Origin of the sequence: Paenibacillus sp. IHB B 3084 (assembly GCF_001447315.1) — a bacterium.
GTDB lineage: Bacteria > Bacillota > Bacilli > Paenibacillales > Paenibacillaceae > Paenibacillus.
Map to the genome: position 1 here is coordinate 1,779,537 of NZ_CP013203.1, position 21,411 is coordinate 1,800,947.

At 50.7% G+C, this 21,411-nt stretch carries 18 protein-coding genes, 3 pseudogenes and 1 riboswitch; of the genes and pseudogenes, 7 read left to right on the forward strand and 14 right to left on the reverse strand.

Annotated features, from left to right (window positions below; all coding sequences use genetic code 11):
* Positions 1-102 precede the first annotated feature (102 nt).
* Entirely contained in the window at positions 103-1,890 is a 1,788-nt protein-coding gene (gene thiC, locus ASL14_RS08330; RefSeq protein WP_223264256.1) for a phosphomethylpyrimidine synthase ThiC, read from the reverse strand.
* Between the two features lie 181 nt (positions 1,891-2,071).
* Positions 2,072-2,184: riboswitch (TPP riboswitch) on the reverse strand.
* A gap of 153 nt (positions 2,185-2,337) precedes the next feature.
* On the reverse strand, positions 2,338-3,081 hold the full coding sequence (locus tag ASL14_RS08335) for an IclR family transcriptional regulator (protein WP_044646113.1): 744 nt from the start codon (positions 3,079-3,081) through the stop codon (positions 2,338-2,340).
* 299 nt (positions 3,082-3,380) lie between these two features.
* Here ASL14_RS08335 and ASL14_RS08340 point away from each other — a divergent pair, with 299 nt between their 5' ends.
* Entirely contained in the window at positions 3,381-4,418 is a 1,038-nt protein-coding gene (locus ASL14_RS08340; RefSeq protein WP_134911218.1) for an alpha/beta hydrolase, read from the forward strand.
* 255 nt (positions 4,419-4,673) lie between these two features.
* Positions 4,674-6,073, forward strand: a pseudogene (locus tag ASL14_RS08345) (Fe-Mn family superoxide dismutase).
* Positions 6,074-6,108: 35 nt separating this feature from the next.
* Here ASL14_RS08345 and ASL14_RS08350 read toward each other — a convergent pair.
* The 7 genes and pseudogenes from ASL14_RS08350 to ASL14_RS08380 all read right to left on the reverse strand — a co-directional run bounded on the left by ASL14_RS08350 (position 6,109) and on the right by ASL14_RS08380 (position 11,564).
* Positions 6,109-6,953 (reverse strand): annotated as a pseudogene (locus tag ASL14_RS08350) (lipoate--protein ligase family protein).
* Positions 6,954-7,076: 123 nt separating this feature from the next.
* Positions 7,077-7,670: a GTP cyclohydrolase I FolE gene (folE, locus tag ASL14_RS08355; RefSeq protein WP_134911219.1), complete on the reverse strand. Its 594-nt coding sequence runs from the start codon at positions 7,668-7,670 to the stop codon at positions 7,077-7,079.
* 51 nt (positions 7,671-7,721) lie between these two features.
* On the reverse strand, positions 7,722-7,976 hold the full coding sequence (locus tag ASL14_RS08360) for a YneF family protein (RefSeq protein ID WP_025681920.1): 255 nt from the start codon (positions 7,974-7,976) through the stop codon (positions 7,722-7,724).
* Between the two features lie 107 nt (positions 7,977-8,083).
* On the reverse strand, positions 8,084-9,796 hold the full coding sequence (queG, locus tag ASL14_RS08365) for a tRNA epoxyqueuosine(34) reductase QueG (protein WP_134911220.1): 1,713 nt from the start codon (positions 9,794-9,796) through the stop codon (positions 8,084-8,086).
* A gap of 89 nt (positions 9,797-9,885) precedes the next feature.
* A complete protein-coding gene (rnhA, locus tag ASL14_RS08370) occupies positions 9,886-10,323 on the reverse strand; it encodes a ribonuclease HI (protein WP_025681918.1) in 438 nt (145 codons plus the stop codon).
* Between the two features lie 100 nt (positions 10,324-10,423).
* Positions 10,424-11,008, reverse strand: a complete 585-nt coding sequence (gene lepB, locus ASL14_RS08375; protein WP_134911221.1) for a signal peptidase I — start codon at positions 11,006-11,008, stop codon at positions 10,424-10,426.
* Positions 11,009-11,138: 130 nt separating this feature from the next.
* On the reverse strand, positions 11,139-11,564 hold the full coding sequence (locus ASL14_RS08380; protein WP_014279774.1) for a GNAT family N-acetyltransferase: 426 nt from the start codon (positions 11,562-11,564) through the stop codon (positions 11,139-11,141).
* Between the two features lie 521 nt (positions 11,565-12,085).
* Here ASL14_RS08380 and ASL14_RS08385 point away from each other — a divergent pair.
* The 3 genes and pseudogenes from ASL14_RS08385 to ASL14_RS08395 all read left to right on the forward strand — a co-directional run bounded on the left by ASL14_RS08385 (position 12,086) and on the right by ASL14_RS08395 (position 14,863).
* On the forward strand, positions 12,086-12,700 hold the full coding sequence (locus tag ASL14_RS08385; RefSeq protein ID WP_134911222.1) for a superoxide dismutase: 615 nt from the start codon (positions 12,086-12,088) through the stop codon (positions 12,698-12,700).
* Between the two features lie 228 nt (positions 12,701-12,928).
* Positions 12,929-14,124 (forward strand): annotated as a pseudogene (locus ASL14_RS08390) (ISL3 family transposase).
* Positions 14,125-14,371: 247 nt separating this feature from the next.
* Entirely contained in the window at positions 14,372-14,863 is a 492-nt protein-coding gene (locus tag ASL14_RS08395) for a DinB family protein (protein ID WP_025681914.1), read from the forward strand.
* Positions 14,864-14,963: 100 nt separating this feature from the next.
* Here the strand turns inward: ASL14_RS08395 and ASL14_RS08400 are convergent, their stop codons facing one another.
* Positions 14,964-15,842, reverse strand: a complete 879-nt coding sequence (locus ASL14_RS08400) for an AraC family transcriptional regulator (protein ID WP_134911223.1) — start codon at positions 15,840-15,842, stop codon at positions 14,964-14,966.
* Positions 15,843-16,005: 163 nt separating this feature from the next.
* Here ASL14_RS08400 and yiaY point away from each other — a divergent pair, with 163 nt between their 5' ends.
* On the forward strand, positions 16,006-17,160 hold the full coding sequence (gene yiaY / locus ASL14_RS08405) for an L-threonine dehydrogenase (protein ID WP_134911224.1): 1,155 nt from the start codon (positions 16,006-16,008) through the stop codon (positions 17,158-17,160).
* Between the two features lie 138 nt (positions 17,161-17,298).
* On the opposite strand, the gene mutY is transcribed toward yiaY, so the two are convergent.
* Both mutY and acpS read right to left on the reverse strand, forming a co-directional pair.
* Positions 17,299-18,534, reverse strand: a complete 1,236-nt coding sequence (mutY, locus tag ASL14_RS08410; RefSeq protein ID WP_134911225.1) for an A/G-specific adenine glycosylase — start codon at positions 18,532-18,534, stop codon at positions 17,299-17,301.
* 4 nt (positions 18,535-18,538) lie between these two features.
* On the reverse strand, positions 18,539-18,943 hold the full coding sequence (gene acpS / locus ASL14_RS08415) for a holo-ACP synthase (RefSeq protein ID WP_134911226.1): 405 nt from the start codon (positions 18,941-18,943) through the stop codon (positions 18,539-18,541).
* Positions 18,944-19,120: 177 nt separating this feature from the next.
* On the opposite strand from acpS, the gene ASL14_RS08420 reads away from it, so the two are divergent.
* Entirely contained in the window at positions 19,121-19,948 is an 828-nt protein-coding gene (locus tag ASL14_RS08420; RefSeq protein ID WP_134911227.1) for an alpha/beta hydrolase family protein, read from the forward strand.
* Between the two features lie 84 nt (positions 19,949-20,032).
* Here ASL14_RS08420 and nadE read toward each other — a convergent pair whose 3' ends face one another.
* Both nadE and ASL14_RS08430 read right to left on the reverse strand, forming a co-directional pair.
* Positions 20,033-20,842, reverse strand: coding sequence for an NAD(+) synthase (gene nadE / locus ASL14_RS08425; RefSeq protein ID WP_134911228.1), 810 nt, complete (start codon positions 20,840-20,842; stop codon positions 20,033-20,035).
* A gap of 102 nt (positions 20,843-20,944) precedes the next feature.
* On the reverse strand, positions 20,945-21,379 hold the full coding sequence (locus tag ASL14_RS08430) for a BrxA/BrxB family bacilliredoxin (protein ID WP_134911229.1): 435 nt from the start codon (positions 21,377-21,379) through the stop codon (positions 20,945-20,947).
* Positions 21,380-21,411 lie beyond the last annotated feature (32 nt).

Here is a 21,411-nt window from a genome sequence, read left to right on the forward strand (position 1 = left end):
GTTGCATGATCTCGCTTTACATAAGCTAAAAAGCCGTGGCTTCCTACATCATCTGTAGAGAACCACGGCTTTTGTTATTCATACGTTCATAAGTTTAAGGATTTACTGCCCGGCATCCCGATACTGCTCTGCCTTCTCACGCATCCCGGCGGCTACCGCTTCTTCGGTGTTCAGCCCCTTATCCGCCGCATAGGCGCGAATGTCCTGCGTGATACGCATACTGCAAAACTTGGGACCGCACATCGAGCAAAAGTGTGCTTCCTTGGCTCCCTCTGCTGGCAGCGTCTCATCATGGTAGGACAAGGCCCGCTCAGGGTCGAGCGACAGATTGAACTGGTCGCGCCAGCGGAATTCAAAGCGTGCCTTGGACAAAGCATCGTCCCGCTGCTGCGCCCGTGGATGGCCTTTCGCCAGATCGGCAGCATGTGCCGCAATTTTGTACGTAATAACACCTTCACGAACGTCATCCTTGTTCGGCAGACCCAAATGCTCCTTCGGCGTAACATAGCACAGCATGGACGTCCCGAACCAACCAATCATCGCTGCCCCGATCGCCGAGGTAATATGATCATAGCCAGGTGCAATATCCGTCGTGAGCGGTCCCAGTGTATAAAAGGGAGCTTCCTTGCAAATCTCCATTTGCAGGTCCACATTCTCCTTGATTTTGTGCATCGGGACATGTCCCGGCCCTTCAATCATAACCTGAACATCATGCTTCCAGGCAATTTGCGTTAACTCGCCCAACGTATCCAGCTCAGCAAACTGTGCTTCATCATTCGCATCATAGATACTGCCTGGACGTAGACCGTCTCCGAGGGAAAAGGCCACATCGTAGGCTTTCATAATTTCGCATATTTCTTCAAAATGTGTGTACAAAAAGTTCTCCCGATGGTGCGCAAGACACCAAGCCGCCATGATCGACCCTCCACGGGACACAATTCCCGTCATTCTGCTTGCCGTCAACGGAATATACCGCAGCAGCACGCCCGCATGAATTGTAAAATAGTCCACGCCCTGCTCCGCCTGCTCAATCAGCGTGTCACGATACAGCTCCCATGTTAGCGCCTCTGCTTCGCCGTTCACCTTTTCAAGCGCCTGATACAGCGGTACAGTCCCAATCGGCACAGGGGAGTTACGGATGATCCATTCACGCGTCGTATGGATATTACGGCCTGTGGACAGGTCCATGACCGTATCCGAGCCCCAGCGTACAGCCCAGGTCATTTTCTCCACTTCTTCCTCGATGGAGGACGTAACCGCAGAATTACCAATGTTCGCATTAATCTTCACGTGAAAATGACGACCAATCACCATCGGCTCACTTTCCGGGTGATTGATATTTGAAGGCAAAATAGCTCGTCCTGCCGCCAACTCCTGCCGCACAAACTCAGGCTCCACCCCTTCGCGGATGGCCGCAAATTCCATTTCGGGCGTAATGATCCCTTGCCGCGCATAATGCATTTGCGTTACACTACGCCCTTGCCGCGCACGGAGCGGAAGGTTGGTGACGCCGGGAAATTCAGCCGTCTCCCGTTTGGAGCCGGGCTTCAACCCGTTATCCTCCGGCTTGACGGCGCGCCCCTCGTAAACCTCCACATCACCCCGTTCCAGTGCCCAGGCTCGCCGTAATGGAGGCAACCCCTTACGGATATCGACCTGATAGGCTTCATCGGTCATGGGACCGCTCGTATCGTACACACGCAACGGCTCATGATGCTCCGTGCCCTGCGGCGTATGTGTGGGATGCAGGGCGATTTCACGCTCCGGTACGGCAATGTCCGGCCGCGAGCCTTGAATATATACCTTGCGGCTCCCTGGAAAGGGCTTCACCCCTCCTGTCTGTTCATCCACTGCGTTCCCTACTGTTCCTTCTGTTTCTGTCGGTTTCATTGTCCATTCCTCCCGTTTCGATGAAATGACACACCGATCCGGAACCATCCCCAGGCTGGCTATCTATGCAAAAAAGCCGGTTCCCCAGGGAACCGGCTAATCTAACGAACAGCTATGCAGACGGCTACGCACGCGGAAACATACTCCGATGCATTGCCGTAGACAGCGGCTACGTATACATTTCAATGGCCGATTACTTCCCTACGCTGGTATGATCCAGATCAGGTGCAAAGGGTTCGGAATCTAGTGCAATTCCATCTCAGCCCGGTATTACAGGCTCCCCCAGTAACTGTGATAATTCTATTCGCATGAGGCGGCTATAATTGACAACCCGCCATCCCCATCAGATTACTTCAAATTTACGGCTTTGGCAACCCTTCTCTGGTCCCTTTTTCCAAGATCTCCTGCATCATTCACTTAGATTGCCCCGGTTCCTCTCAATCCTTGCTACGGAAGCATAAGCCCCATTTCTTTTGCCGCCTCAATCAAAATCGGTGCAAAATCATGCAGCGTCTCGGGCGCTAGTCGGCTGACCGGACCAGATACAGATAAGGCCGCAGCGACCTGTCCCTTCCGATTCACGATAGGCGCAGCCACAGCAGCAGCGCCCGGCTCCCGTTCCTCATAGCTGGTCGCGTAGCCCTTCTCACGAATATCCTGCAATTGAGCCTTATAGACCTCCGGGTCTACCGAGGGCGGCCATTCATCCCCGCTTAGAAGGGCTTCCAGCTCCTGCGGCGGCATAAAGGCCGCCAGCACCTTGCTGGAGGCTCCTACAGCCAGCGGCATGCTTGCACCCACTGGCGCAACGCGGCGGATCGCCTGATTGCTCTGCACGGCCTGAATGCGGATACGCATGCTGCCATCGCGCAGGTATAGGCTGACCGTTTCACCCAGACGGTCACGCAATCCTTCCATCGCTGGCTGTAATAGGATCGCCGGCTCGTCGCTTTGCGACAGATGGGTGGACAGCTCCCATATCCGGATGCCGAGCCGGTATTTTTCCGTTGCGGGATTCCGAACGACAAAGCCCCGATCCTCCAGCGTGGTCAGCAGCCGATGAACGGTACTTTTATGTAAACCAATTTTGGAAGCAATCTCTGTTAGACCCAGATCGGAATCTCCGGTAAAACACATCAGTATATCAAGCGCACGCTCCACGGCGCGAACCGTTAATTTACGGTCTTCCATTGTGAACCGCTCCTCTTTGTTCCATATTCGTTTCACACCATGAAACATGGTTACATAAATTATATAGAATAGTCGCGGCTACTGTAAACCAATGTTTTTATGACAGCCATATTACAGAACGAGAACAAACATCGACAAATCTTTGCATCATTTTTACTTTTCCGGTTCAGCCGTTGACTTTGGATAACACGCATCATACGATAATAGGTATCTATACGGACATAAACTATCATTTTCAAGTGGAATTGTACCTAGAATTCTATGAAACGAAGTTCATTTTTATAGAAGGAGGCTCTTACATGATTTCGACATCCCAGCGCAGCTCTCAGCTACAGCATGCTGTCCAGGAGCCGTCCACCCCACTGATCAACCCCCGGCTGCTGCGGATCAAGCATGTTGTCATTGCCTTGCTGCTGTCGGTCGTATTTTTTCTGTTGTTTTGCTTTATTACCCTGCACGCCTATATCGCATGGGTACTGACGAATCCAACCGTCGCGCCACTGTACTCGAACCCGATGCAGGCCAAAGGCATGCCCTACGAGGAAGTCAGCTTCCCCGCCAAGGACGGCAGCCGGGTGGTGCAGGGCTGGTATATCCCGGCAGATCAATCGAAGAAAACGATTATTTTCAGCCACGGTTATGGGGCCAACCGCGAAGAAAGTTGGATTCCGATGTATGATCTGGCGCATTATGCCCACCGTTTGAATTTTAACGTTGTCATGTTCGATTACGGATTCGCATCACAAAATAGCAAAGCCGTCGCAACCGGAGGCAAAGCGGAATCCCAGCAGCTTCTCGGGGCCATCCAGCTTGCGAAGCAACGCGGCTCCTCGGAGATTATCGTATGGGGCTTCTCGATGGGGGCAGGGACCGCCCTTCAGGCGGGCCTGCAAACCAACGATGTGGACGCCATGATTTTGGACAGCACCTTCTTGCTGGAGCCGGATACGCTGTACCATAACATTCATAATCAAATTGATCTGCCTCGCCATCCGTCTCTGGAAATTCTGGAGCTGCTGTTTCCAGTCTTGAACGGTACCAGCCTGCATCAGATTCCATATCAAGAGGTCAAAGCGGAAAACTATCCGTTCCCGATCATGTTCGTGCATGGGACGCAGGATGAAAAAGCTCCTTACCCGATTGCGGAAAAGCTCGCTGCCAATCAAACCAACCCGCTTTCCAGTGTATGGATTGTCAAAAACGGGCTGCATGAGCTTATTTTCAGGGAGCATCCACGTGAGTATTTGCGGCGGGTATCGACGTTTTTAAGCGGTGTACAAGAGTTGGAGGACAAGAAAACTATCGCTAATGCCAGTAAACAAACGACTACGCAGTAATGGTTCTATTTTAGTAGCCATACTCCTTTCAACCTGGAGAAGCCCGTCTGTGGACACTTAACCCGTGCCGCAGCGTGGCTTCTTTTTTGCATCCAACTATGTATCCATTTGCCCCACATTACATATCGCGCCGGAGCCGGGGAGTTTGTAGACATATTCCCGATGAGACGGCGAATATACTGGGTACGTATGCATCCGGGTCAGGTTCTTGGGACCAGCCCGGATAGCCATAGTGGGATACGGGAGGTAAAAATGATGCTGAGTACTTACGGGTCTTTCCTGCCCTTGCGTGTACTGGAGGAAATCCGGCATTGGAAGCAGCAGGAAAGCTGGCATGTGGAAGTGATTAAGTCCGCTACAGAGGGCCTGGAGCCTGCCTACGTGCGGCTGCTGGATGACTGGAGGACAGTATTCGAACAGACGGAACGCACCGCTATAGAGCTGCTAGAAGAGCAGCGAAGCGCCCTCGATCCGGCAGATCAGGCGTGGCATCGTCAATGGGAGCAAACGTCGGCTGCTGCACAAGCACAAGCCAGGCAATCGGGGCAGTCGAGAGATTTGGGGCCAGGATCAGCGCCAGAAGCGTTACAATCAGCTAAGGCAACGGCAGAAGTGACATCAGATTCACAGCCTGTCTCACAAGAGCTGAATCGTCGTCTGGACGAATTGCTGCAAACCGCAAACCGCCAGTCACAGGAGTATGTACGGCAGCTCAGTCTGCTGACCGAGCACAGCCATGCGTTACGGCAGCAGCCGAAATCCACCGGAGTTGTGCTGCACGCAGCACATGAGAGTCAGTATTTCCTGATCTCCACCAATCCCTTTCAGGAGCCCGGCTCCATTGCGCGGGCCAGTGCATTGTATCATGTGGCGGCAGAAGGTGAGAATTACCCCGAGAATGCGCTGCGAGAGCGTCAGACAGGACAGACAGGCGGTTCGAGATGGGAAGGCCCGTGGGCGAATAAAGTCAAAGGCGTTCAATCCAACCAGAAAGAGCCTTCTGCTACGGAAAAACCTCCCCCGGCCGACCTGTTCCTATCGGGGGACATCGTTTACCGCCGCTTCCTTATCCCTATAATGCGCTTGAACCGTACATTGATGAAAAAACGATGCGTATCCACCATGACAAGCATCATCTAAGCTATGTAAATGATTTAAACAAAGCGGAGAAAAAGCTGGAGGAAGCCCGGAAAACGGGTGATTTTGACCTTGTGAAGCATTGGGAACGCGAGCTGGCGTTTAATGGCGCGGGCCATTATCTGCACACTCTTTTCTGGACGATTATGAGTCCTCAGGGCGGCGGAACACCCAGCGGGCCACTGGCGGAGCAGATCAAAAAGGACTTTGGCAGCTATGAGGCATTCAAGAAGCAATTCAGCTCAGCAGCTGAGAAGGTCGAGGGCGGCGGCTGGGCTATCCTGACGTGGAGTCCACGTGCAGGACGGCTTGAAATTTTGCAGGCCGAAAAGCACCAGAACCTGACTCAATGGGAGTCCATTCCGCTACTGGCGATTGATGTGTGGGAGCATGCCTATTACTTAAAGCATCAGAACGAGCGCAACAAATACATCGAGGACTGGTGGCATGTCGTCAACTGGCCTGAGGTCGAAAAACGCTACACCCAAGCCTCGAAGCTGAGATGGCAGCCGTTCTAAACCAAGACTCATCTGTACCAAGAATATGCTTTCCACTACACCTGTGAATCGTATCGCTCTCTGAGCGATGCCATTTGCTCCGTCAGTCCTTGCGGGTGTATCAGTGAGCCATCGGCAGGCAAAATCGCCGCCCGACTTTCGACTACCCGGCGCAGCGATGCCGTATACGCCTCAACAGACGGCACCCCGGCCAGCTCCGTCAGGCTGCCCATCGTTCCCGGATTCACCTGCGGATAATCCGGCTTCGGCACGCCCGTCGGCGCAGCTCCGGCTACCTCCGCATAGAACCGCTGCACCGCCTGTGCGCGCTCCGCGCCACTGCCCTCAATCATCACAAAAGCCGTGATGATATAGGCCTTGGCCTGCCGCCGCTGCGCAATGCCGCAAAACTTGCGGCCTCGGACGCTGACATCGTAATCGCCGGGACAGAAGGACCCGGCGATTTCCCCGGTCTGCGCCTCGGCGGACCACGGGGCCAGCGCATCGGCAATCAGCCCCGCCATAAGCCGAAAATCTTCATGCAGGCTGATTGCCCGCTGCGGATTCGGCAGGATCAGGGACAGGTTCAATACCCCCTGTCCAGCATGACGGCCGCTCCGCCCGAGGGACGCACGCATACCGAGGTTCCCGCATTCCGCACACGCTCCATCGCCTGCGGCGCGTACGGAAGCCTGCGGTCCCGGTGGCCGATCACCAACGCAGCCGGGTGCCGCCATAGATGCAAAACAGGCGCAGCTCCTTGCCCTACTTGCCGACAGGCCAGTTCCTCCCACGCCAGTGGAGACAAAACATTCGTCTGTGTAGTTGCGAGTGGCGCTTCAAACCATTGCAGATCAGGCAAAACCGTTGTTTTGGCTGCTGACATATGTACATTCTCCATACGTTATCCTCCTTCAAAGTAGCTATCCCGTCGTCTCTAATCTGATGTTAACAAAAAAGGGTGGCTACGCCTATGCGTAAACCACCCTTTTTTATTCATCCCATCATCGTCACGCCTGTTCGGTTAATCCTTGAGCAGCGAGAGGAACTCTGCACGCTGCGCAGCATCATCACGAAACGTTCCGCGTACCGCAGAAGTTACCGTTTTGCTGCCAGGCTTTTTGACGCCCCTTGAACACATGCACAAGTGCTCGCCTTCCACGACCACCATAACCCCGTGAGCGGAGACCGCTTCATTCAAAATATCTGCGATCTGTGCCGTAATGCGCTCCTGCACCTGCAAACGGCGCGTCACAGCCTCAACCAAACGGGCAAGCTTGCTTAGTCCTACAATTTTGCCGCTGGGTACATAACCGATATGCACTTTTCCGAAGAAAGGAGCCATATGGTGCTCACACTGGCTGTAATAAACGATGTCCTTCACGATCACAAGCTCCTCGTGATTTTCGTCGAATGTTACACCCAGCGCATCCCGGGGATCAACCTCATAACCTGCAAATATCTCCTCATACATGCGCGCTACGCGTGTCGGTGTTTCCAGCAAGCCTTCACGCTTGGGGTCCTCACCGATCAGTTGTAGAATTTGTTCCACATGGTACTCGATTTTATCCCGGTTATCCGCAGCTTTGCGGTTAATATAGTCTTTTACGCCAGCCACAGTAATCCTCCTCTGTGCAACCTCATGCGGCATCCGTGCTTATGTTGCTCATTATTTCCGACGGCCCTGATTTTTACGCGGACCTGGCTGATTTTTGGAGAACTGCTGGTTCTTCATCATCTGCTGGGCCTTCTGCATTTGCTTCCCATTCAGGTTGTAACCCATCTGTTTGGCCATTTTTTGCAGCGTATCAGGATCGTTTTGCATCTTTTCAAGCTGTTTGCGAAGATAATAAGCACCGATGAAAAATCCCCCAACCAAACCAACAATCAGGGTAATGATCGGAATGACAATATTCCACACCACGAAGTCGTCACCTCTGTATATTTATATGAAACCTCTTGAATTATACACGAACCTATCATAGCAAAACATGGGACAGCTAGCAAATCACAATTTGCAAACGTATGTCCTCATTGCTTCTCCAAATCCAGCAGCTTCATCTTGTTCGGCAGGCCCCCGGCATACCCAACCAAGCTTCCGTTTTCACCCGATACCCGATGACATGGAAACAGGATGGGTAACGGATTTTTGTTATTTGCTTCCCCGACAGCACGTACCGCCTTTGCTCGGCCGATCGATTCCGCAATATCTTTGTAAGACACACTTTGCCCGTACGGAATATTTTGCAGTGCACGCCATACCTGTTCTTGAAAAGGAGTCCCTCTCAAATCATAGGCTATACTAAATTCCCGTCGTTCTCCCGCAAAATATTCACGCAGTTGATCTGCGGCTTCGCGCAGTTTTTCCGGCTCCTGCACATAGACATATTCCCCTATCCATGTCCGGGCCCATTGCTGAAGCAGTGCTTCCCTCGCATGAAAAACGCCATAGTCTATTCGGCACAGCCCCCGATCCGTAGCACACAGCGTCAAAGTGCCCACAGGTGTCTCCATTTCATTATAATAAATGGTAGTCGGTCCTTCTGAGACCTTTTGCTGTTCAGCCTGTTCTCGTTCCTCAAGTTTGGAATGCGCCTGCGCGACCATTTCGCGTACTTGCTCATGTTGTTCCTTCTCAGATGCTTGCTCGATCGCTGTCATTGCGTGTTTTCCTCCAATTCGGCTCAAAGCCCATGCTGCCGTACCCCGAAGCTCAGGACGCGGATCATCCAACAGAACCTCCGTCAGCTTGGGCACGGCGCTAATATCCTTGAAATTGCCGAGCGCAATAACCGCATTGCGCTGAATCGGCTTCTTTCCTCGCCAGGCTGCCGCACTTTGACCAAATCTCTCTTTGAATTCACGATTGCTCAAATCCAGTAACGGCAGCAGCAATGGCTTCACAATCTCGGGATCGGGTGTAAGCTCAGGATGATGATCCCAGTTGAGGCCCCGATTTTTGGGGCATACGATTTGGCAGGTATCACATCCGTACAACCGATTCCCGATTTTTAGCATAAATTCCTCATCCAGAAAACCTTTCGTTTGCGTCAAAAAAGACACACACCGCTGGGCATTAAGCTGCCCCGGTCCGACAAGCGCCCCCGTAGGGCACGAATCCAGGCATTTCGTACACTCCCCGCAACCGTCCGTCACGGGCTCATCCGGCTGAAAAGGGATATTCGTCAGCAGCTCACCAAGATAAATCCATGATCCCAGTGTTGGTGAAATCATCATCGTGTTTTTGCCGCTAAAGCCAATACCCGCCCGTTCCGCTACGGCCCGGTCCGACAGCTCTCCGGTATCCACCATGTTTTTCATAATCGCGTCGGGAACCCGTTCACCTATAAAAGCCTCCAGCTTTTCCATCGCCTCGCGCAGCACCAAGTGGTAGTCCTTACCCCAAGCGGAACGCGCCAAAATGCCACGGTACTTGCCTTTGTCCGACTTCGGCGGGTCCTTCATTTTGGAAGGATAAGCCACCGCAATGGCAATCAGGGATGCAGGCTGCGAACCGTACAATTCCGGGTAGATCCGTTTATCAATGTCCGGCTCCTCAAAACCGGATTCATAGCCTTTGGCGCGATGCTCTTCCAATATTGCTTTCAGAGACAGAAAGGGATCGGCGGATGCGAACCCGATGGAGTCGATGCCCAGCCCCGGAGCCGCTTCGATAATCTCCTGCTTGAGCGATGCCCAAGTCAAAGCGGTTCCAGCAGCCGTTGGTGTCTGTCCGCGTTGCATCCGATACTCACCTCTCTTTCATATCACTTATATGAGGATTTCTGTAAAATCCCCATATCTCAAATTTCAACAGAATATAGCAGCAGATGCTACCGTAAATTTTTAACAGCGCTGGTCGCCAAGAAATCACAATGATTGTTCAGCTCGTTGTCACTGTGACCTTTGACCTTCACGTACTCAACCTCATGCTTGCTCATCAGTTCCCACAGTTCTTCCCATAACTCCTTGTTTTCAACTGGCTGATTTTTACTGTTACGCCAGCCGTTACGAAGCCAATTCTTAATCCAGCCCTGTTTGAAGCAGTTTACAACATAGGCGGAATCACTGTGTACCTTTACATGGCAAGGCTCCTTGAGCAGCTTGAGCGCTTCGATCACGGCCTTGATCTCCATGCGATTGTTTGTCGTCATTTTTTCGGCCCCGGACAACTCCTTGCGATGCTCTCCATATAGTAAAACGACGCCCCAGCCCCCAGGACCGGGATTTCCCGAACAAGCGCCGTCGGTATATACCATCACTTCTTTCATATTTCTCTTTCCTTCCTGATCGGTCACCGCCTGCCCCGTCATGGTCCTGACGATTTGCACACGTTCCCCATTAATTTTCAGCATACAGACTATGGCTGCTCTACAGCCACTTCCACTCGGATAACGGCCAAAATACAAGCTCCGCACGCCCCAGCAAATCCTGAGATTTAATGCTGCCAAAATATCGGCTGTCCTTGCTGCCCGCGGCGTGTCGGTTATCGCCCATGACAAAAAAGTGCCCCGGCTCCACTGTAAAAGGACCATAATCACCGTCCTCAATCTCAGAGTCGGTGTAAGGCTCGTTTTGCAGCTTGCCGTTCACATATAGATGATTATGCTCAACCCGGATTACATCCCCCGGAGTGCCTATGACTCTTTTCACTAAAAATCTCGGACTGGACGGCTTGGAGTCGGGATCTTGTAATATCACAATATCACCCCTGCCCGGATCATGAAAATTGTAAACCAGCTTGTTAACGAACAAATGCTGGCTTTCCATCAGCGTCGGCTGCATTGAATGTCCCCTGACCGTAGACAAATTAAACACGAACAGGTTTAGCAGCAGCAAGACGGTCATCGCGATCAGAAGAGTCACCAACCAATCGCGTATGTAACTCCAACGACCTGCATGTTTGGACGTTTCCGGCGAAGGAAGCGGGCCTGACGAAGGAGCCAGTGTGTCCATAATAAACCTCCTCAACCCTGTTATAAATAGAAAAGCATATCCCGTACCCGATTGCAACGGTTACTCAGATATGCTCTAAATGGAAATATTAGCTTTAAAAATATTCGATTCTCTTTATATCCATTGCCGATTAATGAGGAGCCAAAATGCTGAGCTTCTGAAAAGTCTGTAAAATCTGACTTGCCCCGTAGCCCATCGCTTCATATAAAGGCATGGCCGCGCTGTTATGCTTGTCTCCGGCTACCCAGATGCGGCTAACCTTACGTTGCTGAAAACGCTGCTCCATAGACTCGACAAGCGATTTGCCAATTCCCATCCGACGATGGTCCGGGTGAATAGCAATACGATAATAACAACCATGATTCTGATCAATCGTGCCGATTAGAGCGCCAACCAGCTCTTCATCTTCTTCCGCAACGACGATCAAGCCGGAATCCCACGAAAGCTGACGGGCAAAAGCGCCCACCGTCTCTTTGTAGCACTCCTCAGACAAGGCAATCTGCATGAGTTCCATTACTGGATTCACATCACTCAATTGAAAGGAACGAACGTGCATAAGTAATATCTCCCTTTTCGTAAGCTTAATAAGACATTTTGAGACAGCACCGTCATTTTTACATAAATCCTTAAAGTTCTTAGCATGGTGTTAATCACAAGGCATTATGATAAAAATACGATCTGCTATATATGAATTGAAGAACAGGAAAAGGGTATATGCCCTCAAGTTCGTCATATCCGCAGACATGACAAGATATAGCAGACGACAAAAAAGCCGAAATTTCTGCTTCCTTGACCATTAAACCACACTTTTAGATGGAATACATCCCTTTTTCTCATGTAAGCGCTGTATATGAAGCGTTTACATTTAGAGCTGTATAATTCGCCTCTTATTACCTATACACCATGTATTCCAAGCGGGTTTTTGGACATGATAGCTACCAGGTCGTAATGCCCAGTTTGCTATTTTACAAACAAAAATGTTGATAAAATAGCCTGAATGCGGTTTAATATAACTGTAGAGGGTATTATTACATAGGAATACCTTACCCAAACCATATAATCAGGAGGGATTTTACAATGGCATTTCAATTACCAGAACTTCCTTACGCGAAAGACGCACTGGAGCCGCACATTGATGCGCTGACAGTAGAAATTCACCATGATCGTCACCATAACACATATGTAACAAACCTGAACGCAGCTCTGGAAAGCGCTCCTGAACTGCAAAGTAAAAGTCTGGAGGATCTGATCTCCAATCTGGACAGCATTCCTGAAAGCATCCGCACTGCGGTTCGCAATAACGGTGGCGGACACCACAACCACAGCCTGTTCTGGGAAGTTATTGGCCCTAACGGCGGCGGACAACCAACTGGCGCTATTGCTGAAGCAATCAGCAACGAGCTAGGCGGCTATGACAAATTCAAAGAAGATTTTACAAAAGCAGCTACAACACGCTTTGGTAGCGGCTGGGCTTGGCTGGTTGTCGGCAAAGACGGCAAACTGGCAATCACCAGCACTCCTAACCAAGACAGCCCACTCTCCGAAGGTCTGACTCCGGTACTTGGACTGGACGTTTGGGAGCATGCTTACTACCTGAAATATCAAAACAAACGCCCGGATTACATTGCAGCATTCTACAATGTTATCAACTGGGATGAAGTGAACAAACGTTACGCGGCTGCGAAGAAATAAGCCAGTAACAACATCTCTATCCTATAATAAAGGGCTGTCTCAAAAGTAGATTTTCTACGAGTGAGACAGCCCTTTTCAATTTAAGCTTCTTCGCTAAAGTAAATGTTAGATGTCTGTTTAATAGAGAAAGTGTCCATACTGTCTAGTAATAATAGGAAGAGGACGGGATGGAACATGTGGACCCCATTAAGCAAAAAGGATAATCTAATGAATGATGTGTTCAAGTTCATGTTAGACCTTGAAGAACCCTGGAAATTAGCTGATATTGAGTATGACCCGCAAGAAGAAGCATGGCACTTATTTATTGATTTTGAACGAGGAGCCCTGTTTGCCTGTCCGCATTGTGGAGCACCTTGCAAGGCCTACGATGCAGAGAAAAAACAGTGGCGCCATCTCGATATTTGGAAATGGAAAACCTATTTACATGCCCGGGTTCCCCGAACAGACTGCAAACAATGTAATAAAATCACGTTGATTCCCGTGAAGTGGTCCCGGCCGTTGTCGCATTTCACCTTGGATTTTGAGGCCTGGGCCATGCGTTTAATGGCTGAAATGCCCGTCAACGCAGCAGCGCGTGAATTACGAGAACATGACACACGCATGTGGCGGATTTTTCATCACTACGTCAATCAAGCCATGACCGAACTGGACGTCAGCTTAGTTCGGCGGATCGCCATCGACGAAACGTCCTCGCGTCGGGGTCACCGCTACATTACCTTGTTTGTGGATGTGGACACCAAAACGGTACTTTTTGCAACCGAAGGAAAAGGCAAAGATACCTTAGCGCGTTTCAACCAGTATTTACTACAAAAAGGCGTAGAATCGGCACAAATACAGGAAATCTGCTGCGATATGTCTCCCGCCTTTATTCGAGGTATTGAAGAGCAGTTCCCCACAGCCGAAATTACCTTTGATAAGTTCCACGTCATGAAGATGGTGAATGAAGCCGTGGATGAGGTGCGTAAAGCCGAGCAGAAAGAAGAACCTGGGCTCAAGCGAACCAAATATCTATGGTTAAAGAACAAAACGAACTTGAAGGCAGAGCAGCGAGATACCTTGGAAAGCCTGAAGGACAAAAACCTAAAACAGGCAGAGCCTACCGCTTAAAATTAGCCATGCAGGAACTATGGACGACCCCGCACGTCTTTGCTGACGTCTATTTACGGGAGTGGTTAGGCTGGGCTAGGCGCTCACAGTTGGGAGCGATGATGGATCTGGCAAAGACCGTGAAACAACATGAAGAAGGCATTCTGCGTTGGTTTCACAGCCGGATGACCAATGGTCTGCTTGAAGGCATAAATGGATTAGTGCAAGCAGCCAAACGAAAAGCACGTGGGTACAGAAACGTCCATAATCTAATAGCTATGGTCTACATGACCGCGAATAAACATCGGCTTCCAGCACTTGCAGCACACAGGCCCTAAACCCATTTTTACCCCGTTCCCTTTATACCATTTCTTTAAGAATCTACTGAAACAAGCTTGACTATGAACCTATTTCTATACGGCGTTACCCATCCAATAGAGCGAAGAGCCCAATTTAAATTGGTGCACAAAAGATTCTGTCCATTCGAGCCCTACTGGAGCCGCCAGAGTGAAGCTGAAAAAGGTTTGGCATTCCATGGTAAACTGGTGGAGACGTTTCTTAAATACAATCTCTGGAGGTTCATGGATGCAGACCTTTTTTCGTTACAACTGGATGATTCGGGAACAATGGTACCGCTGGTGTGAAGAGGTGCCGCAGGAGGAACTACTGAAAGAACGCGTCGGCGGGGTTGGCGGCATTCTGAAGACGTTGTTTCATGTCGTCGATGTAGAGTGGAGCTGGGTTCAAACAATTCAGGGCAAACCCGACTTTCAGGAGGACTTCTCGCGGTATGATACGCTGGACAAGGTTCGCGAGCTGGATGCGAAGTTTCGAATCGATGTCGAGCCGTTCGTGCTCTCCTGGCATGAAGGTCTGGAACGAAAAAGGTTTGAAGATCACCTCCCGGACGGCAGGATTGTGATTGATGCCTGGGGCGAGGTGATGCGCCATGTCATTGCTCACCAAATCCACCATATTGGGCAGTTGTCCATATGGTCCCGGGAGCTCGGCAAGCCTCCGGTTTCGGCCAATGTAATCGGCAAAGGGCTGATTGAGAGTGATCGTGGTGTCGATTAGCTTTAACGGCGTAAACGTATATCCATGTGAACACAGGGCCGTCCTCAGTAGTTTTTAACTGCTGAGGACGGACTCTTTTACTTTCTGGATATGTTTCGCATTACGTAAGAACTGCTTGCCGCTGCACACTCATCTGATACTGCTTGGGCGTAACGCCATACTTCTTTTTAAAAAGTCCAATAAAATAGGAAACGCTCTTATAATTCAAATCAAAAGCGACTTCCGTCACGTTCCGGTGCTGGAGCCATTGCTTGGCGAGCTGCATTTTTTGATTCGTTATATAGTCAAGCGGGGTTAATCCTGTTATTTTTTTAAACTGATTCGTGAAATTCGCATGTGACATATTATAGTTATCCGCCAAATCCTTCACATGCCTAATGCCAGGCAACTGCTCCTGAATATCCCGGATCGCTCGAAACACAGGATGCCGATGGTTCGTAAGCAGATTCTGCTCAAGCACCTGCATCTGTAGCAGATGATAGGCCATTTCCTGAGCGCTCAGATCAATCAGGAAATTTTTTCTTTCAGCGGGATGTGTCATATATTGCTTGATCCGCTCCATCGATGCGGTAAGTGAATCCGCCTTTTCGTTCAGCTCGCAGCGAACCACCGAATGGGTCGGGTAACTCTCCGGGACCTGAAATTCCTCCTCTACCACGTTCCTTAACCGTTCCATCAACTGATCGCTTAATTCAAAGACCAGTGCCTTGGTGTGTTCTTTGATTTTCATTTCAACGCTGGACTGTGGAGGAAGCAGGATAATCTCCTGAGAATCGTATTCAAAATGCTCCGTTTCATTAATTTTGACTTCTTTTCTCCCCTCCAAAATCGTACACAGCTTCGGGCATTCATATGAAGCATATTTCTCGTAATAATTTTCTGGAAGATCATAATACAAAATTCTGATCAGATCGGTTTCATATCCATATTGCAGTTCGCTATAACGATTAAAGTCGCCTAAAGTCTTGGAATGTTCCATCCGTCTCACCCTTTTAAAAATCACGATATTTTATAATAAAATGCGTTAGTTCCCGCCAATATAGGGCAGTATGATAAGGATATAAGGATGGTTGCAAGATCCTTTAATTCCATCATTATACCTTGATTTACCTCAAAATAATAACAAAGGTGGATGCATATTTATGACGGGAACTTCCAAATTCATGATGCCGGGTATGAGTCTTATGGGCTCAGGCGCACTGGCGGATGCAGGTACAGAAATCGGAAAATTGGGCTTTAAAAATGCATTGATCGTAACCGATAAGCCTTTAGTTGATATTGGGATTGTGGAAAAAGTAACAACCATGCTGGAAAGTCATAACGTAAAATCCGTCGTATACAGCGGCACACAGCCGAATCCCACGGTTTCCAATGTCAACGAGGGCTTGGCGCTGCTGAAACAATCCGGGTGTGATTTTATTATTTCGCTCGGAGGCGGGTCACCGCATGACTGTGCCAAGGGAATCGCTCTTTTGGCCTCCAACGGCGGACAGATCGGCGACTACGAAGGCGTGGATAAATCCGGGAAGCCTTCCTTCCCACTGATTGCCATTAACACTACGGCAGGAACAGCTAGTGAAATGACTATGTTTTGTATTATTACGGATGAAGAGCGTCATATCAAAATGGCGATTGTCGACAAGCACACGACACCACTCATTGCCGTCAATGATCCTGATCTAATGATGGCTATGCCCAAATCATTAACTGCCGCAACGGGGATGGATGCGCTCACTCACTCTATTGAAGCTTATGTTTCCACAAATGCCACACCGATCACAGATGCTTGCGCGCTTAAAGCAATTGAGCTGATTCGGGATCATCTGGTCAAAGCCGTCGATGACGGAAATGATGTGGAAGCCCGTAGCCAAATGGCCTACGCCGAGTTCCTCGCAGGGATGGCGTTCAATAACGCCGGATTAGGCTTTGTTCACGCCATGGCGCATCAACTGGGTGGCTTCTATAATCTGCCGCACGGGGTCTGTAACGCCATTTTGCTGCCGCATGTAGAGCGCTATAATGCCAAGGCTTCCGCCGAACGACTCACCGACATTGCCCGTACACTTGGCGAAAAAACGGACGGTGTTACACCGGAACAAGGTGCCAACCTCGCCCTGCACGCTATCGAAAAGCTGGCTAAACGGGTCAACATCCCTTCCGGGCTGGAAGAACTCGGCGTCAAACGCGAAGATTTCGCTGTTCTCGCCGCTAACGCACTCAAAGATGCCTGCGGTGCAACGAATCCGATTCAGCCTACGCAACAAGAAGTGATCGACATTTTTGAACAGGCGATGTAAATAAAGAATTAGCCTAAAACCTCAGCTACGACTATGGATAGGTATTGCCTATACGTACCGTTATTTAAATGAGATGTCGGGCTTAATAAAAAAAGAACACAAAAAAACTGCCGGGACTTCTCCCGACAGCTTGGGGACCTACATCAAGGTCCCTTTTTGCTTTGCAAAATATTCAGTGATCAGATCGAGGAACACCTTGGGAAACGCCAAGGTGTCCATATCGGCCTCGCTGATCCAGCGGTACCCCGCCAGCGGCGCCGTGCGCTCCTCCTGCTCCGCCAGCGCAAGCAACGCACCCGGCTTCGCACCGCTAGTGCTGTAGCCTGCCCGCTGCTCGGCAGCCAACGACTGTCCGCCAGCCTCTCCGGCAGGGCTGGCGACCTCTTCACACTGGAACACACGCAGGTTCCAGTGGATGTGGCTAAACGTGTGCTCCGCCTCACGTACAAACCGCACCGGACGCGCGAGCACGCCCTCCGCCAGCAAATGAGCCGCCAGGTGATCCATGGCTGGCTCATCCGGCACCGGGCCGTTGTAGCCCTCCGGCCCGACAAGCTCGTGCGGCAGCTCCCACATGCGGGCCAACAGGCCCTTGGCCGGGCGCTGACGCACGAGCAGGCGGCCTGCGTTCGCGCCGCTGCCCTCGATGAGGGCGACGGAACGCGGCTCCAGCCGCGGCGGCTTCGCCTTGGTCTTCACCGGTAGCGTCTCCTCACGTCCTGCCAATCGGCCCGAGCAATGCTCCATGACCGGGCAGGTCAGGCACTGGGGCGACTTCGGCGTGCAGACCAGGGCACCCAGCTCCATCAGTGCCTGATTGAAGTCGGAGGCTCTCCCTTCGGGGATCAGCTCCCTTACCAGACTTTCCATATGCGCTCGCGTGCTGCCTTTCATGATATCCTCTTCAATCAGGAAATATCGTGACAGCACCCGCATCACATTCCCATCCACAGCAGGCTCCGGCCGATTGAAGGCAATGCTCATAATCGCTCCCGTCGTATACGGGCCTACGCCTTTCAGAGCGGCGACAGCCTGCGTATCATCCGGCACTTCCCCGCCGTGAAGCTCAACCACTTGTTTCGCTGCAGTTTGCAAATTCCGGGCCCGTGAATAATAACCTAGCCCTTCCCACAGCTTAAGCACATCCTCCTCAGGCGCCTCCGCCAGCGCCTCAATCGTAGGAAAGCGTGCAATAAAACGGTTAAAATACGGAATCACCGTATCCACACGCGTCTGCTGGAGCATAATTTCCGAAATCCAGATGTAAAAAGGATTCCGGTGGCGGCGCCACGGCAAATCACGCTTGCTTCGTGTATACCAATTCAGCAGCTCGAAGCTGAAATAACGTTTTTGTTCCAATGTATGGGTAGTCATCACATCACGTCTCCTTATATTCAACAATCACAAAAGCAGAGGCAATGTTAGGTTGATGTGTAATACTCAGGTGAATGCTGTAATCCGAGCCGCCCGCACCTGGCAGCCCCAGTCTGTCCCACGCAGGGGCAGATAAATAAACCGTCGGCTTGCCCCCTGGCTCCGGTAAAATATCCATATCGCCGAACCCGATCACCTGCCCGATTCCGCAGCCGAAGGCTTTCGTTATCGCTTCCTTCGCGGCAAAACGCCCTGCAACAAACTCCGTCAGCCTGCCCTTTCGTTCCACAGCAAGGTCGCGTTCAGCCGGGGTCAACACCCGATTTAAAAAAGCATCTGCATACTTGCCTGCCAATATGTCAGCCATCCGGCTTATTTCCAGCACATCATGTCCAATTCCGTAGATCATTGGGTATTCCCCGTCCTTTTATACTTTACTGCACCTATTGTAACAGCGTGTCCACAACATGGCGAGTCACAAAGCCGTAAAAGCAGCACCAAAATATGTTAAAATAAGAGAGGCTATATGCGCATGTTGATTTAGCTTATATGCCTATTAAAAATTCCCGTAGAAAGGAAGGATAGGATGTCAGAATCACTCGTTATTGAAGCAGGTACGGAAGCAGGAACAGATGCGGTAATCCGGGCTTCCTGGTTTCCCGCCAAAAATACAGCCAAAAGCTTGCTCGTCATCGCTCATGGCTATAAGGGCTTTAAGGATTGGGGCATGTTCCCCTATATAGCAGAAGCCTTGAGCATAGACAATCATGTCGTAACCTTCAACTTTTCACATAATGGCATAGGTGAGGATCTGACGAATTTTACCGAGCTGGAAAAGTTTGCACGGAATACCTACAGCCGGGAACAAGAGGACTTGGACGTATTGCTGACAAATCTGCGAGCACGCCACGAGTTCAGAGAGCTGCCGTTGTTTCTGTTAGGACACAGTCGTGGCGCGGGAAGCTGCTTCATATACGGTCTGGATCATCCCGGCGAGATATCCGGCGTCATTTCATGGAATGGCGTAACTGACCTGGACCTGTTCACCTTGCCACAAAAAGAAGAAATGCGGACCAAGGGACGCAGCTACGTGCAAAACGCCAGAACCGGACAGCAGCTTCCGCTGGACCTTGTTATTTTGGAAGATATGGAGCAAAATCGCCAGCGCTTTGCCATCGTGGACAGGCTTAAAGACAGCCAACTGCCTGCCGTACTCATTCAGGGTACCGATGATTCCAAACGCCTGCGTGAAGGCTCTGCCCTGCTTACCTCGGTTCGTCCTGATATTGAATGGGTGCAAATTCAAGGGGGCAATCATACCTTCAATACCGTTCATCCGTTCCAGGGAAGCAGTCTTCCGCTGGATCAGGCGATTACCGAAACCCGCCGCTTTATTGAATGGATCACTAATTAAGCTACAACCTGTCGCCAAAATAAACGGCGATCCGCCGGGCGGATCGCCGCATTATTATTTTACAATTCCATAATTGTTCGCTGTTTAAATGCCTGGAATGCTTGTCCGCTTATGCGCTGTGCGTGTGAAGAAGCTTTCCAGCTTTTCACGTGCCGCCGGGTCAATTTCCTTGCCTTCCAAATAGTCGCTGTTCGCTTCGTAAGAGATACCCAGTTCCTTTTCATCCGTCTGGCCTTCCCACAATCCCGCTGTAGGGGCTTTGTCCAGAATGGCCTGCGGAACTCCCAGGTAACTCGCCAGCAAACGCACCTGACGTTTGTTCAGCGTGCTGAGCGGCGTAATATCAACGGCACCATCGCCCCATTTGGTATAAAAGCCTGTGATGGCTTCCGAGGCATGATCTGTGCCCACAACGAGCAGATTCAGCTCATTCGCAAGCGTGTATTGAACCACCATACGTGTTCTCGCCTTCACATTCCCTCTCACCTGCGGAGTAATGGAACGCTCAAGACCGATATCCTTCAACGAACGCTCTACTTCCACAGCAATCGTGTCCACCGCTTCCTGAATGTTCGTTTCCCCGGCAAATTTCAGGTTGAACGCTTTGGCTACTGCGTAGCTGTGCTCGATATCTTCCTGCTTGCCATACGGCTGGAATACTCCAAGCGTTTTGTACTCTTCACCTTGCTCCTGCGTCAGCTCGTCCGTTGCCTGCCTGCACAAGGCAGCCGCTACGGCACTGTCGATCCCGCCGCTGATGGCGATCAACAAACCCTTGCTTCCCGTTTTCGTGACATACGTCTTGAGGAAATCCACACGCTTGCGGACCTCAGCCTCTACGTTAATGGTAGGCTGTACTCCCAATTCAGCAATAATCTGTTCCTGCAAACTCATCAGATAAGCACCTCTTTTTTAGGAATTTCCTTCACAAGCCAACATGCAAAAGCCCCGGCAAGTTTCGCAAGCGAAAAATGCGGGGGCATAGCTTGAGCAGTTTTACCGGCAAAAACGGTCAAATGCACTGGTCAAATCAGCAGCGATTTGATCTGCCGAACGATCCTCCACCTGATGACGCTCGATGAAGTGAACCAGTTCGCCGTCTTTCAACAGCGCGATCGAAGGAGAAGATGGAGGATACGGTGCGAAAAATTCGCGTGCCTTCGCGGTTGCTTCCTTATCCTGACCAGCAAAAACCGTGTACAGGTGATCCGGTGTAATATCATGCTTCAGCGCTTCGGCTACCCCCGGTCGGCATTGACCTGCGGCACAACCGCATACCGAGTTCACAACGACCAGCACTGTACCTTTGGCATCAGGCAGCTTGGCCTCCACATCTTCCAGAGTACGCAGCTCCTGAATTCCGAGACTTGTCAGTTCATCGCGCATCGGCTGAACAGAATCTTTCATATATTGATCAAAAGACATTGACATATTCGTTCACTCCTTTTCGAAAAATCATGTAT

Excerpts from the sequence above, each read along its gene's own strand:
- ASL14_RS08430 (WP_134911229.1), bottom strand. The coding sequence starts at position 21,379 with ATGTCAATGTCTTTTGATCAATATATGAAAGATTCTGTTCAGCCGATG.
- thiC (WP_223264256.1), bottom strand. The coding sequence starts at position 1,890 with ATGAAACCGACAGAAACAGAAGGAACAGTAGGGAACGCAGTGGATGAA.
- mutY (WP_134911225.1), bottom strand. The coding sequence starts at position 18,534 with ATGACTACCCATACATTGGAACAAAAACGTTATTTCAGCTTCGAGCTG.
- ASL14_RS08385 (WP_134911222.1), top strand. The coding sequence starts at position 12,086 with ATGGCATTTCAATTACCAGAACTTCCTTACGCGAAAGACGCACTGGAG.
- rnhA (WP_025681918.1), bottom strand. The coding sequence starts at position 10,323 with ATGAAAGAAGTGATGGTATATACCGACGGCGCTTGTTCGGGAAATCCC.
- queG (WP_134911220.1), bottom strand. The coding sequence starts at position 9,796 with ATGCAACGCGGACAGACACCAACGGCTGCTGGAACCGCTTTGACTTGG.
- ASL14_RS08335 (WP_044646113.1), bottom strand. The coding sequence starts at position 3,081 with ATGGAAGACCGTAAATTAACGGTTCGCGCCGTGGAGCGTGCGCTTGAT.
- nadE (WP_134911228.1), bottom strand. The coding sequence starts at position 20,842 with ATGAGTTTGCAGGAACAGATTATTGCTGAATTGGGAGTACAGCCTACC.
- lepB (WP_134911221.1), bottom strand. The coding sequence starts at position 11,008 with ATGGACACACTGGCTCCTTCGTCAGGCCCGCTTCCTTCGCCGGAAACG.
- ASL14_RS08340 (WP_134911218.1), top strand. The coding sequence starts at position 3,381 with ATGATTTCGACATCCCAGCGCAGCTCTCAGCTACAGCATGCTGTCCAG.
- ASL14_RS08380 (WP_014279774.1), bottom strand. The coding sequence starts at position 11,564 with ATGCACGTTCGTTCCTTTCAATTGAGTGATGTGAATCCAGTAATGGAA.
- ASL14_RS08395 (WP_025681914.1), top strand. The coding sequence starts at position 14,372 with ATGCAGACCTTTTTTCGTTACAACTGGATGATTCGGGAACAATGGTAC.
- yiaY (WP_134911224.1), top strand. The coding sequence starts at position 16,006 with ATGACGGGAACTTCCAAATTCATGATGCCGGGTATGAGTCTTATGGGC.
- ASL14_RS08400 (WP_134911223.1), bottom strand. The coding sequence starts at position 15,842 with ATGGAACATTCCAAGACTTTAGGCGACTTTAATCGTTATAGCGAACTG.
- ASL14_RS08420 (WP_134911227.1), top strand. The coding sequence starts at position 19,121 with ATGTCAGAATCACTCGTTATTGAAGCAGGTACGGAAGCAGGAACAGAT.
- acpS (WP_134911226.1), bottom strand. The coding sequence starts at position 18,943 with ATGATCTACGGAATTGGACATGATGTGCTGGAAATAAGCCGGATGGCT.